The organism is Acinetobacter gerneri DSM 14967 = CIP 107464 = MTCC 9824 (genome assembly GCF_000368565.1).
Taxonomy (GTDB): Bacteria; Pseudomonadota; Gammaproteobacteria; order Pseudomonadales; family Moraxellaceae; genus Acinetobacter; species Acinetobacter gerneri.
Map to the genome: position 1 here is coordinate 170679 of NZ_KB849537.1, position 14160 is coordinate 184838.

The following is a 14160-nucleotide window of genomic DNA, read 5'->3' on the forward strand; positions in this document are numbered from 1 at the left end:
CTCTTTCTCTAAGCCATAAAAAAAGCCTTGTTCATACAAGGCTTTTTTGTTTTCACAGTGTTGTATTAGGCAACTGCTGCTTCTACTGGTCGGCTAGTTTCATCTAATACTGACCAAATTTTCATACCCAAATCTTTGTGCAAATCTGGAAGATCTAACAAAATGCTTGCACCGACAACAGTGTGTTGGCATTTGTCCATCAACTGTTTTACAGCGCGTAATGTACCGCCAGTCGCCAATACATCATCCACAATGATGACATTTTGCGGTTTGATGTCTGCAGACATTTCTAGACGGTCAAGACCATATTCCAAGCTATAACCCACACCAATAACTGGTGGTGGCAATTTTCCAGCTTTACGAACCAAAAGCAAACCTTTGCCCAAACGTTGTGACAATAAAGTTGCCAATACAAAACCACGTGCTTCTACTGCGACAAAACTGTCAACATTTTCAAGTGCTTCAGCAGGTAAGCTTGCAACTAATGCATCAGTCAGCAATTCGATATCACTCATGAATAATGGAGTAAGATCGTAAAAACAAATACCTGGTTTTGGAAAATCTTGAACCGAGCGAATTTGTGACCATAAAGCATTAGATACGTTCATGATAGGAGAGCTTTCAAAAGGGAGTGGTTGAATATTAACGCATTAGACTAAAGTAGAACAAGACTTTAAATCTTGATAAATTTAAATATTTTTATAAGTTATTGATTTCATTAATTGCATTTTTTAAATAAATATTGGGTATATTTTATACCTATCACTATTTCCCATAATTTTGATTTATAAGCCTTAAAATTTGATTTACATGCTTTGTAATACAGTTTTTTACGCATTATTTATATTTTAATTTTTTTTAATGGCCTAAAATTGACCTTTTTAGACCATTTAAGAAATTGATATTTCGATTAAAAATGGTTTTATATTTGCCTAATTTACCAATGAAATGTCCTAGATTGCCATTTCGATTTTTATTTAGTGCAGTAAACTCATTGAATGGCTTTACTTTAGGTATAGAACTGCGTAAAAATTTAGTTCATATATGCGTTGTGCAATTCATTTAAGCATATCATTGGGTCAAAGCAGTATTTTAAGAATTTTGAAATTGATAGCGTGAGAATGTAGCCTGTCAAATTTGGAGAAACAGATGAAGAAATATCAGTGCATCGTTTGCGGTTGGATTTATGATGAAGCGGACGGTTGGCCACAGGATGGCATTGCACCTGGCACAAAATGGGAAGATATTCCTGATGATTGGACTTGCCCTGATTGCGGCGTTTCAAAAGTAGACTTTGAAATGGTTGAAATCTAATAAAAATCAAAGACCATTTAATATGGTCTTTTTTTCTTTCAGAACTAAAGAATTGGAGTGAAATATGCAACCTATCGTGATTATTGGTTCGGGGATGGCTGGATATACTTTGGCACGTGAATTCCGCAAATTAAATCCAGAACAAGAGCTGGTGATGATTTGTGCTGACGATGCTGCAAACTATGCAAAGCCTACCCTTTCCAATGCTTTGGCAGGAAATAAAGTACCAGATCAAATCGCTTTAGGTGATGCAGAAAAAATGCGTACGCAGCTCAATATGCGCATCGAAACGCATACATGGGTGAAAGAAATTAATGCTGAGGCGCATGAACTTGTGATTGAAAAAGATGGTCACAAGACGACCCAAGCTTATTCAAAACTCATTTTAGCTGTGGGCGCAAATCCAATTCGTTTAGCAATCGCTGGTGATGGTAGCGATGACATTCATGTCGTGAACTCATTGATTGACTATCGTGCTTTCCGTGACACTTTGGCAAACTGTGGTACAGAGCATTGTGAAGATAAGCACGTCGTCATTTTAGGTGCAGGTTTGATTGGTTGTGAATTTGCCAATGATTTAAAACATACGGGTCACAAAGTCACTGTTATTGATCTAGCGACTCAACCTTTAGGTCGTTTATTGCCAAGCCATGTCGCTTCAGCTTTTAAAAATGGCTTAGAAGAAATCGGCATCCAGTTTGTTTTAGGTACAACTGTTGAGAAAGTCGGCAAGCATGAGAAAAAAGGCTATGTCATCACACTGGCAAATGGTCAAAGTTTGCTTGCAGATGTCGTTTTATCTGCAATTGGTTTACAACCAAACATTACGCTTGCAAAATCTGCTGAGATCAATACCAGTCGTGGTGTATTGACCAATGCACGACTTGAAACCAACCAACAAGACATTTATGCAATTGGCGACTGCGCTGAGGTGAATGGCACATTGTTACCTTATGTCATGCCGATCATGCAACAAGCACGTGCGCTCGCAAAAACATTGGCAGGTCAACAAACTTCGGTACATTACCCTGCTATGCCTGTTGCAGTTAAAACGCCAGCTGCTCCACTGACTGTGCTACCAGCACCTATTGGCGTCGATATAAACTGGGAAACCGAAGAACTTGAAGATGGTATGCTTGCCAAAGCGACTGATGCAGAAGGTACTTTACGTGGCTTCGTCCTGCTCGGTCCTACGGCGGGTAAGCAACGTTTAACACTAACCAAACTCGTGCCAGACTTAATCCCTGTCTCTGCAGAATAAAAACAAAAAAAGGATACTGATTACCAGTATCCTTATCCTCAGGATGATAAAAATGAACAATGCTCTACAATTTAACATGTCGCCTTATACACATTTTATGCGTGAAACCAAGGTTAGCCTCGGCAATGGTATAGACCTGCATGTAGAAATTGGCGGCAATGAACAACATCCGACGATATTATTGGTCATGGGCTTAGGTGCACAAATGCTCTTCTGGCCTGATTTTTTTTGCAAATCTTTGATAGATCAAGGCTTTCGTGTCATCCGTTTTGACAACCGCGATATCGGACTTTCAACAAAAATACGCAATAAAGGTCCTCGTCTCAATCCATACAAACTAATGGGACGCTTTGCACTTGGCTTAGATAATCAAGGTGCACCCTATAACCTATACGATATGGCAGATGATGTTGCGCTACTGATTGAGCGTTTAGGCTTAGAAAAAACCTATATCATTGGTGCATCAATGGGTGGCATGATTTCACAAATCTTGGCTGCCAAATATCCTGAGAAAATCGAAAAACTCGGACTTATGTTCACCAGTAACAATCAACCTTTACTTCCACCACCCTATCCTAAGCAACTTTTTAGCCTCATTGGCAAGCCAGATTCACGTGATGAAGAAGGCATTATCAATCATGGTTTAAAAGTGTTTAAAATTATTGGTTCGCCTGATTATCTCAATCAAATCGAAGCGCTTGAGACTTCTCGTAAACTTTATCGACGTAGTTACTACCCAGCGGGTGTACTTCAACAGTTTTTAGCAATATTATGTACAGGTTCCTTGCAAAAAATAGATAAAGCAATCCAGCAATCTACTTTAGTTGTGCATGGTTCACGTGATCGATTGCTTCCCCCTAGTCACGGGAAAGCGGTTGCAAGAGCGATTAAAGATGCAAAATTTGAATTAATTGAAGGAATGGGGCATGATATACCTCCGCATTTTATTCCTCAGTTGAGTCGTTTATTTGCGAATCACTTTAAAACTTAAAATTAGGACACTATGGCTGCATTACCATCCCTGAGACAGCTGTCATATCTAGTTACACTGTCAGAAACGCTGCACTTTACTGAAGCTGCTCGTCGTTCGTTCGTAACGCAATCTACGCTTTCAGGCGGGATTATGGAACTTGAACGTTTGCTTGGTGGCGTACTTGTTGAACGCGATCGTCAAAACGTACGTTTGACACCTTTAGGTGAACAAGTTGTGGCACGCGCTCGAGTTCTGCTTGCAGATGCACAAGATTTGATGCGTCTTAGCCGCGAAATGAGTGAACCTTTGACTGGTGATTTGCATCTCGGGATTATTCCAACGATTGCGCCATTCATATTGTCTGAGCTTTTAGAAGAAGTACATCGCCAATTACCTAAAATCAAATTGCATTTACATGAAGCACAAAGCGAAAAAATCGTTGAAAAGCTTGAACATGGCAATTTGGACATGATCGTTTTGGCTTTACCTTTCGATACACGTGGTTTGAAAGTTGCGGAAATTGCTCAAGAAAGCCTATTTTTAGTCTGCAATAAGTTAGACAGTAGCGCTATAAATGCTCGCTCACTCGACGATCTCGATCTATCGCATTTGATGCTTTTAGAAGAAGGTCATTGTTTACGAGATCATACTTTGAGTGCTTGCCCAATTGGTGAGCGTAAAAATGATCACCGTTTGAAAGCAAGCTCATTGCCAACATTGGTGGAAATGGTCAGCTCAAACTTAGGCTTTACTCTACTACCTGAAATTGCGATCCATGCCAATATGCTTAAGAGCAATGATCAATTGGTCGTGAAACAAATCGAAAATGCACCATCTCGCACCTTGGCGATGGTGACTCGTAAAAGTACCCCATTACATAGTGAATTTGATGTTCTGGTGCAAATCATGCAAAAAATCACGCAAACATTACACTAATCTAAAAAGCCTTTCACAACGAAAGGCTTTTTTTTAACAAATATATTTAGCCCACAAACACTTTATATTTTTATAATATATTATTACACCTATAACTTAATTTTTTAAATTAAAATAATATTTTCAAATAGTTAAACAATTTAAATATTCTTTTCCTCATCAATTTATACTTTAGTATTCGACCCATTAAAGCGCAAAAAATCCAAAATGGTGCATGTTTTGCTTTATATCGAGTCTTGAGTATTTTTAAACTTTTTTAATCATTATTTCCCAATATAAATCCAATTACAGCAATTTAAAGCTTGGTTATACTGAACGAAATTGTGACACACTGCACTAAAACGAACCACTATGCAAAATACTGACTTACTCTTTCTTCTCCTCGGTGCAATTTTAGTTTTGGCTATGCATGCAGGCTTTGCTTTTTTAGAGCTAGGCACTGTAAGGCACAAAAACCAAGTAAATGCCCTGAGTAAAATCTTAACCGACTTTTCGATTTCAGCAGTCGCTTATTTTTTTATAGGTTATTACATTGCCTATGGTCAGCATTTTTTCCATACAGGTCAAACACTCGCCGCCGAACATGGCTACAATCTGATGCGTTGCTTTTTCTTGCTGACTTTTGCTGCGGCAATTCCTGCAATCATTTCTGGAGGGATCGCAGAACGTGCCAAGATGAAAACCCAAGCGCTAGCAACACTCTTTTTGGTTGCACTAATTTATCCCTTCTTTGAAGGAATCGCTTGGAATGGCAACTTAGGCTTGCAAAATTGGCTGCAAAAAACTATGGGTGCACCATTTCATGACTTTGCAGGTTCAGTTGTGGTACATGCAATGGGAGGCTGGATCGCCTTAGCTGCGGTTATATTGCTTGGTGCACGTCACGGACGTTATCGTAAAGATGGCAGAGTCAGTGCACACCCACCCTCTTCAATTCCATTTTTAGCACTCGGTTCATGGATTTTAATCGTGGGCTGGTTTGGATTTAATGTCATGAGTGCACAGCGTCTCGATGCTATTTCAGGCTTAGTCGCAATAAATTCATTGATGGCAATGGTCGGTGGTACGATCTCAGCCAATATCCTTGGCAAAGAAGACCCAGGCTTTTTACACAATGGACCACTAGCAGGCTTAGTTGCCATCTGCGCAGGTTCCGATGTTGTGCATCCTATCGGGGCGCTCTTTATCGGCTTATGTGCAGGCGCAATTTTTGTCAAATTCTTTACCTACACTCAAAACAAACTCAAAGTTGACGATGTATTAGGGGTTTGGCCTTTACATGGTATTTGCGGCGCATTTGGTGGACTTGCTGTCGGACTTTTAGGGCAAAAATGGCTCGGTGGACTTGGAGGAGTTTCAATCATTTCACAATTGATTGGTACGATTTTAGCCATCGTGATTGCATTGGCTGGAGGCTTTGTAGTGTATGGATTGTTGAAAATCACACTCGGTATCCGACTTGATCAAGAAGATGAGTTTCGTGGCGCGGACTTGGCAATTCACCGCATTTCTGCAAACTCTGAGGACAATATGTTTTAAAGCAAAGTTCGAAATCAAAATAAAAGCTGAAGATAACAATCACTTTAAAAACACGAAAAGTTTACGCTTCGCGGTTCGAAAGAACCGCTTTTTTTTAAATGCTAATCTAAGATGTAAATAAGTTAATTCAAGTGTTTTAAAATCTCAGATAAAGTCGAAATTTTATGTTCATTTTCAACTGTATTATCATGAAAACCATCCAGTAATAATGCCTGTAAACCCGCTGCTTTCGCCCCTTGAAAATCATTGATCGGATGATCTCCCACAAACAAACTTTGCGAAGGTTTAACCCCGAGCAGGCTACAACTTTGACTAAAAATCTCTGCTTTAGGTTTGGCAACACCGATTTTTTCTGAACTGATAATTTCATCAAAATAATCAGCAAATCCCATTTTTTTTAAGATATTGAGACGTGAAGCATGTTGACCATTGGAAACAACAGCCAATTTATAGTTTTCAGCTTTTAAATGTTCTAACAGTGGCAAAGCCCCCTGCATCGCTACAGCAGATTGAGCAAATTGCTCAAACCAAAATTGCGTTAAAGTTTCCAGACTCGGTTTTGTAGACCACTCCAATTGCTCAATCAAAGCTTGTGCGACTGAAGCCGCAATACTTTTATGAGTTAAACGCTCTAAAATGGGATAACCACCATGATCAATATAGTGGATAATTTCTGTGATTTTTGCTTGATCAGTGATCGTTAAATCAGCTTGATATACCTCAAATAAATGCCGGCTGAACACATTTATCGACTGCTCTCGATGCGTCAAAGTATTATCTAAATCAAAAAGAACAGCTTGAAATTTCATGTGATATCCAATGAAAAATTATTTTCTTATATTCATTATGAATGATGCATAGACCTATCCCAAATCATAATTAATTAAGTAAATATTAAGTTTCGATTAAGTCCAAACTAATTTAAGCATCCTATGTTTAGCATAACGAATTGGTTTTGACCGTTGCTATGTTTAAAGGTTCTTTTTTAAAATCTCAAATTTTGTTTTTGATTTTTAGTTTCTGCATTCTTTATTTTTATTTTCCTGTTGGGGGCAAAATAGATCTATTGCTGATCCAACCTTGGGTTGATGCAACAGGACATTTTCCACATCGAAGCGATTGGCTTTTGACGAAAATCAATCATGGCTTAGTTAAAAATATTATTATTGTAATTTATGTAGCGATATTTAGTCTTTGGTGTGCTTCATTTAAAGTTGAAAAGCTAAAAAGCCATCGGTTTAGTCTAGGGTATTTATTTTGGATCAGCATTATCGCAGCAGGCATCATTGGCTTTATTAAATCGCAGTCTCCCCATGCTTGCCCTTGGAATATGACCCAACCCACTGCAACAGGTTTTGTTTGGGATTTTTCAGCAAAAAAAGGACATTGTTTCCCTGGTGGACATGCAGCAACAGGCTTCATGTTAATGACAGGTTATTTTGTATATCGCTTACGCAATACTAAACTTGCCTATCTATTTTTGATCTCAGGCATCGTTTTAGGTTTCATTATGGGATGGGGACAAATGATGCGTGGTGCACATTTCTTTAGCCACAATATCTGGACTTTCTGGATAGTATGGTGTGCCAATGTGGTCGCTTATTTGGTTTTCTCTAAAAAACTAAGTCCATTTAATCGTCCGTTAGCCCCACATTCTCATCCAAGTAAAATCAATACCTATATTTAATTTCATGAAAATAGCATAGGTTGACCACATATCAATATACATAAAAAAAACTCCTAAAAAGGAGTTTTTTTATACCACTTTTCAACTTAGAAAAGCTGCAGGAACAACCAATACAAAGCACCTGACAAACAGATCGTCGCAGGAAGTGTAAGCACCCATGCAGAAAGGATACTCTTCACAGTATTGAGGTTTAATCCACTCTTGTTGGCAACCATCGTCCCTGCTACAGCACTGTTCAATACATGCGTCGTTGACACTGGCAAACCAAAGCCATCAGCCGCAGCAATCGTACTCATCGCAACAAGTTCAGCAGACATACCTTGACCATAAGTCATGTGATGTTTACCGATACGCTCACCAACTGTCACCACGATACGTTTCCAACCCACCATCGTACCTAAACCTAGAGCAAGTGCGACCGCTACTTTTACCCAAGTCGGAATATATTGTAGGAATGAATCAAGGTTACTACGGTATTTCTTAACAACTTGAGCTTGATCAGCAGTCATTTCAGGCAATTGTTCTGCTTTATCTAAACGCTTAAATGTCGTTGTGCTCAAATACATATCGTTTCGAATGCTATTTACATCATGTTCTGGGATATTTTTAAGATCACCATAGACAGCAATACGCTCACCCAAATGATCCGTCATACTCGCCAGTGCAGGCACAACATCGTTATTCATTTGTTTAGTTTGGATATATTTAGTCAAAACTTCACGTGCTTTCGGATCTGGAATATCAGCATGATTTGCATAAATCGCAGTCGCAGTTTGACTTGAAAGCTGTTCAAATGTTTGTAGATGTGCTTGGTCTAAATTTTTATTTAAAGAATAAGCCAGCGGAACCAAACCAATCAAAATCAACATGATCAGTCCCATGCCTTTTTGCCCATCATTTGAACCATGTGCAAAACTCACACCTGTACAAGTGAAGATCAAAATTGCACGAATCAATGGTGGTGGTGGCTTATTCCCTTCAGGTGGTTGGAACAATTCGAGTTGTTTTTTAAATATTTTTTTAACAATAAGAAAGACAACTGCTGCAAATGCAAAACCAATCAATGGAGAAAATAGTAGCGCTTTACCGACTTTTAAAACTTGGTCAACATCAATACCACTTGCCCCACCCGTAGACGCATGCAGTAAATAGTTCGCAATACCCACACCTAAAATCGAACCGATTAAAGTATGTGAGCTTGAAGCTGGGATACCCAAAAACCAAGTACCGACATTCCAAACAATCGCAGAAATTAACATGGCAAAAACCATGGCAAATCCAGCACCACTGCCCACATTCATGATCAATTCTACAGGCAATAAGGCAATGATCCCGTATGCAACAGCACCACTTGCCACCATTACGCCCAAGAAGTTACAAAAACCAGCCCACATCACTGCTACAGGCGCAGGCAAGGCATTGGTATAAATCACAGTTGCAACAGCATTGGCTGTATCGTGGAAACCATTTACAAACTCAAATCCAAGCGCAATAAAAAGTGCAGTTGAAAGTAAAACAACAGAGTAAAGGCTTAATGGCGGTACATGAGATAAATCTGCATTGACTTGAACACCGATATAAATCAGCGTTCCGATAATGATCGTCAAAAACACCGGCAGAAAGAACTTCGGTGTTGGCACATGAACATTCGTAGACTTGCTAGCCGACGATTGTGCTGAATCTGGAACGGGAGGTAAATTAGAATTCATGCAGACGGTTAAGAGGATAATAAAATCCCCTTATTGTTCAATTAAATTGTGACAATTATATGACAAAAGACTGTCATATAAAGTCTTATTTTTCATATTTGAGCAATTTTTTACTGTGTGCAAAACGTCCTGTTTACAATTTTATTCATTACATAATAAATACTTATGTATTTTTCATGTAAATTTGTTTTACAAAAAAGCTTATTCATATTTGTCATAATCATTGTCACACTTTGATCAAAATACAGACAAACAAACTTAGAATGAAAATAATAGATGAAAATTATGACAAATTGATTAAAAAAACTGCATCATTTTCCAGAATCGAATGTGAACTGGTCATCATTTATGATAATAAGCCCTTTAAAAACCATCTTTACTATATAAATAATGGATAGACCGCGTCATAACACCCGCTTTTGTCTCATGACAATCTTTCCCTCCCGCAAGGTTTAATTTTGAAAATAAATATGGTCTTGCGTATCTTGATTATGCATTGCCTATTTGAGTCATTTTAAAACAATAATTTTCATGAGATTTATATTGATTATGATCAGTTAAAACGTTGGTCATCTTCCCTGAGAGAATCAACTATTTATGCAGAGGATCTGTTACAATATTCGCCGTTTTAAAGTCCTGCTGAGAGTTTTTGAATGTCGACATTAGCCACCTTAAAAGAACTTCTTGCCAAACGCATCCTGATTATCGATGGTGCGATGGGTACGATGATTCAACGTCATAAATTACAAGAAGAAGACTATCGTGGTGAACGTTTTGCAGACTGGGCTTCAGACCTAAAAGGAAATAATGACCTCTTAGTTTTGACTCAACCGCAAATCATCCAAGGCATTCATGAAGCATATCTCGATGCGGGTGCAGATATTATTGAAACCAACAGCTTTAACGGCACACGTGTTTCAATGTCTGACTATCATATGGAAGAGCTGGTTCCTGAGATCAACCGTGAAGCTGCGCGTATCGCCAAAGCTGCATGTGAAAAATATTCGACTCCTGATAAACCACGTTTTGTGGCAGGTGTACTTGGCCCTACTTCTCGTACGTGTTCAATTTCACCCAATGTAAATGACCCTGCATTTCGTAACATTACATTCGATGAGCTGAAAGAAAACTATATCGAAGCTGCACATGCCCTCATTGAAGGCGGTGCCGATATTCTTTTGATCGAAACTGTGTTTGATACCTTGAACTGTAAAGCAGCGATTTTTGCAGTCAAAGAAGTCTTCAAACAGCTCGGTCGTGAATTGCCATTGATGATTTCAGGGACGATTACCGATGCTTCTGGTCGTACATTGACAGGCCAAACTGCTGAAGCTTTTTGGAACTCTGTACGTCACGGCGATTTACTTTCAATTGGTTTTAACTGTGCGCTTGGTGCTGATGCTATGCGCCCGCATGTTAAAACGATTTCCGATGTTGCAAATACTTATATTTCTGCGCATCCAAATGCTGGCTTGCCAAATGCTTTTGGTGAATATGATGAAACACCAGAACAAACTGCCGCATTTTTAAAAGAATTTGCCGAAAGTGGTTTGATCAATATCACGGGTGGTTGCTGTGGTACTACACCAGATCATATCCGTGCCATTTACAATGCCGTAAAAGATATCAAACCTCGTCAAATTGCAGATGTTCGTCCTGCTTGTCGTTTAAGTGGTTTAGAACCATTTAACATTTATGATGACTCTTTATTCGTCAATGTCGGTGAACGAACTAACGTTACTGGTTCAAAAAAATTCTTACGTTTAATCCGTGAAGAAAACTATGCCGAAGCTTTAGATGTTGCACGTCAACAAGTTGAAGCTGGCGCACAGGTCATCGATATCAATATGGATGAAGGGATGCTAGATAGTGAATATGCCATGGTGCATTTTCTAAATCTTGTGGCATCTGAACCTGATATTTCACGTGTGCCGATTATGATCGACTCCTCTAAATGGGAGATCATTGAGTCTGGCTTAAAATGCGTTCAAGGTAAACCGATCGTTAACTCGATTTCCCTCAAAGAAGGTTATGACGAATTTGTGCATAAAGCACGCCTCTGCCGCCAATATGGCGCAGCGATTATCGTTATGGCTTTTGATGAAACAGGTCAGGCAGACACTGCGGCACGTAAACGCGAAATCTGTAAACGTTCTTATGATGTACTCGTCAACGATGTTGGCTTCCCTGCTGAAGATATCATTTTCGATCCAAACGTATTTGCTGTTGCTACAGGGATCGAAGAACACAATAACTACGCTGTAGATTTCATTGAAGCAACAGGTTGGATCAAACAAAACCTTCCACATGCTATGATTTCGGGCGGTGTGTCTAACGTATCATTCTCATTCCGTGGTAATGAACCAGTCCGTGAAGCGATTCACTCTGTATTCCTCTACTATGCCATCAAACAAGGCATGACTATGGGGATCGTAAACGCAGGTCAAATGGCGATTTACGATGATATTGACCCTGAATTAAAAGCTGCGGTTGAAGATGTGATTCTGAATCAGAATCAAGGTGAAAGCCTACATGATGCGACTGAAAAATTGCTTGAAGTAGCTGAAAAATACCGTGGTCAAGGTGCAGCGCAAAAACAGGTAGAAAATCTGGAATGGCGTGAGCTTCCTGTCGAAAAACGTCTTGAACATGCGCTTGTTAAAGGCATTACCACCTTTATTGATGAAGATACTGAAGAAGCACGTTTAAAATCAGCTCGTCCTCTTGATGTGATCGAAGGTCCATTGATGGATGGTATGAACGTGGTCGGTGACCTATTCGGTTCGGGTAAAATGTTCCTCCCACAAGTGGTGAAATCTGCTCGCGTCATGAAACAAGCTGTAGCTTGGCTCAACCCGTACATTGAAGCAGAAAAAACAGCAGGCGAATCCAAAGGTAAAGTGCTCATGGCAACTGTAAAAGGTGACGTACATGACATTGGTAAAAATATCGTTGGTGTTGTTCTAGGCTGTAATGGTTATGACATCATTGACCTTGGCGTGATGGTGCCTGCTGAAAAAATATTACAAACTGCAATTGATGAAAAAGTCGATATTATCGGGCTTTCAGGCTTGATTACCCCTTCTCTGGATGAAATGGTCTTTGTTGCAAAAGAAATGCAACGTAAAGATTTTCATATTCCATTATTGATTGGTGGTGCGACAACCTCTAAAGCACATACTGCTGTAAAAATTGATCCACAATATTCAAATGATGCGGTGATTTATGTTGCAGATGCCTCACGTGCTGTGGGTGTTGCGACATCGCTCCTCTCTAAAGAAAAGAAACCTGCTTTTGTTGCAGAACATCGCGCTGAATATGTCAAAGTACGTGAGCGTATTGCCAATAAACAACCAAAAGCTGCAAAACTCTCTTATGAAGAATCAGTTGAAAATGGTTTGAAAATTGATTGGGATAATTTCGTTCCAGCGAAACCAAATATGCTTGGTTCTCAAGTCCTGACCAATTATCCATTGGAAACTTTGGTTGAATATTTTGACTGGACACCATTCTTTATTTCATGGAGTCTGGCTGGTAAATTCCCGAAAATTTTGACTGATGAAATCGTCGGTGAAGCTGCGACTGATTTGTATAATCAAGCGCAAGAGATGCTCAAAGACATCATTGAAAATAAACGCTTTGATGCACGTGCTGTTTTTGCAATCCATCCTGCAAAACGTACAGGTGCTGATACTGTGACCGTTTATGATGAACAAGGCACAGAAACACATCACTTTGAACATATTCGCCAACAATCAGACAAAGTGACAGGTAAACCAAACTTATCATTGGCCGATTTCATTAGTACTTCTGATCAAAATCAAGATTATCTCGGTGGATTTACCGTTTCGATCTTTGGTGCTGAAGAAATGGCACATGAGTTTAAAGCCAAAGGTGATGACTACTCAGCAATCCTTGTACAGTCTTTGGGTGACCGTTTTGCAGAAGCTTTTGCGGAACATTTGCATGAACGTATCCGTAAAGAGTTCTGGGGCTATCAAGCTGATGAAAAACTTTCAAATGAAGAGCTGATCAAAGAGAAGTATGTCGGGATTCGTCCTGCACCAGGTTACCCTGCATGCCCTGAGCATTCGGAAAAAGCCTCTTTATTTGATTGGTTAGGTTCTACTGACAAAATTGGAACTCAATTGACTTCTAGTTTTGCGATGTGGCCACCATCAAGTGTCAGTGGTTTTTATTATTCAAATCCTGAATCTCAGTATTTTAATGTCGGTAAAATCGCGCTTGATCAGTTAGAAGATTATGCAAAACGTAAAAATTGGACTTTAGATGAAGCGAAACGTTGGTTAGCGCCGAATTTGGATGATTCGATTTCTTGATTTTTTAAATCTCCCCTAACCCCTCTTTGAAAAAGAGGGGAACTGCGCGTATCCAAAGAATTAGGTGACAGCTCCTTTTTTCACTGGGAGGGATTATTAATTCAAGGTGATTCCAATTACTTACAACACCTTTCATAAATAGCTTGTATTACAGTATCCACTTCCTGCAAAACTTGTCTATTATCAAACCTCAATACTTTTAGCCCCAATTCGCCTAGAGTCTGATCTCTATTTCTATCAGCCTTTAGTCCCTCAGCTGTATAATGCTGACCACCATCACATTCGACGACTAAATTTACAGACGGGCAATAAAAATCAACTATAAAATTTAGAATAGGTTTCTGCCGATAAAACTGTAATCCTAAAATTTGCTTATAACGCAATCTTGACCAAAGTAACTT

Annotated in this window: 11 protein-coding genes; 7 read left to right on the plus strand and 4 right to left on the minus strand. The window is 39.2% G+C overall.

Annotated elements, in window-relative coordinates; translation table 11 throughout:
- Positions 1 to 65 precede the first annotated feature (65 nt).
- A complete protein-coding gene (locus F960_RS02535; protein ID WP_004857082.1) occupies positions 66 to 608 on the minus strand; it encodes an adenine phosphoribosyltransferase in 543 nt (180 codons plus the stop codon).
- 541 nt (positions 609 to 1149) lie between these two features.
- Here F960_RS02535 and rubA point away from each other — a divergent pair.
- From rubA to F960_RS02560, 5 genes are all read left to right on the plus strand, one after another.
- Positions 1150 to 1314: a rubredoxin RubA gene (rubA, locus tag F960_RS02540; protein WP_004857085.1), complete on the plus strand. Its 165-nt coding sequence runs from the start codon at positions 1150 to 1152 to the stop codon at positions 1312 to 1314.
- 64 nt (positions 1315 to 1378) lie between these two features.
- Entirely contained in the window at positions 1379 to 2575 is a 1197-nt protein-coding gene (locus tag F960_RS02545; protein ID WP_004857086.1) for an NAD(P)/FAD-dependent oxidoreductase, read from the plus strand.
- A 52-nt stretch (positions 2576 to 2627) separates the two neighbouring features.
- Complete coding sequence (locus F960_RS02550; protein WP_004857089.1) at positions 2628 to 3566, plus strand: alpha/beta fold hydrolase; 939 nt, start codon at positions 2628 to 2630, stop codon at positions 3564 to 3566.
- A 12-nt stretch (positions 3567 to 3578) separates the two neighbouring features.
- Positions 3579 to 4484 carry a LysR family transcriptional regulator OxyR gene (gene oxyR, locus F960_RS02555; RefSeq protein ID WP_004857090.1) on the plus strand — a complete coding sequence of 302 codons (906 nt, stop codon included), beginning with the start codon at positions 3579 to 3581 and terminating at the stop codon, positions 4482 to 4484.
- Positions 4485 to 4835: 351 nt separating this feature from the next.
- Positions 4836 to 6023, plus strand: a complete 1188-nt coding sequence (locus F960_RS02560; RefSeq protein ID WP_004857092.1) for an ammonium transporter — start codon at positions 4836 to 4838, stop codon at positions 6021 to 6023.
- 122 nt (positions 6024 to 6145) lie between these two features.
- On the opposite strand, the gene F960_RS02565 is transcribed toward F960_RS02560, so the two are convergent.
- Complete coding sequence (locus F960_RS02565) at positions 6146 to 6832, minus strand: HAD family hydrolase (protein ID WP_004857095.1); 687 nt, start codon at positions 6830 to 6832, stop codon at positions 6146 to 6148.
- A gap of 158 nt (positions 6833 to 6990) precedes the next feature.
- Between F960_RS02565 and F960_RS02570 the strand changes: the two genes are divergently transcribed.
- On the plus strand, positions 6991 to 7710 hold the full coding sequence (locus tag F960_RS02570) for a phosphatase PAP2 family protein (protein ID WP_004857099.1): 720 nt from the start codon (positions 6991 to 6993) through the stop codon (positions 7708 to 7710).
- A gap of 86 nt (positions 7711 to 7796) precedes the next feature.
- Here the strand turns inward: F960_RS02570 and F960_RS02575 are convergent, their stop codons facing one another.
- Complete coding sequence (locus F960_RS02575; protein WP_004857102.1) at positions 7797 to 9419, minus strand: inorganic phosphate transporter; 1623 nt, start codon at positions 9417 to 9419, stop codon at positions 7797 to 7799.
- 653 nt (positions 9420 to 10072) lie between these two features.
- Between F960_RS02575 and metH the strand changes: the two genes are divergently transcribed.
- On the plus strand, positions 10073 to 13759 hold the full coding sequence (gene metH / locus F960_RS02580; RefSeq protein WP_004857105.1) for a methionine synthase: 3687 nt from the start codon (positions 10073 to 10075) through the stop codon (positions 13757 to 13759).
- 116 nt (positions 13760 to 13875) lie between these two features.
- Here the strand turns inward: metH and F960_RS02585 are convergent.
- Positions 13876 to 14160, minus strand: a 285-nt coding sequence (locus F960_RS02585; RefSeq protein WP_004857107.1) for an endonuclease domain-containing protein, incomplete at its 5' end; no start/stop codon positions are given.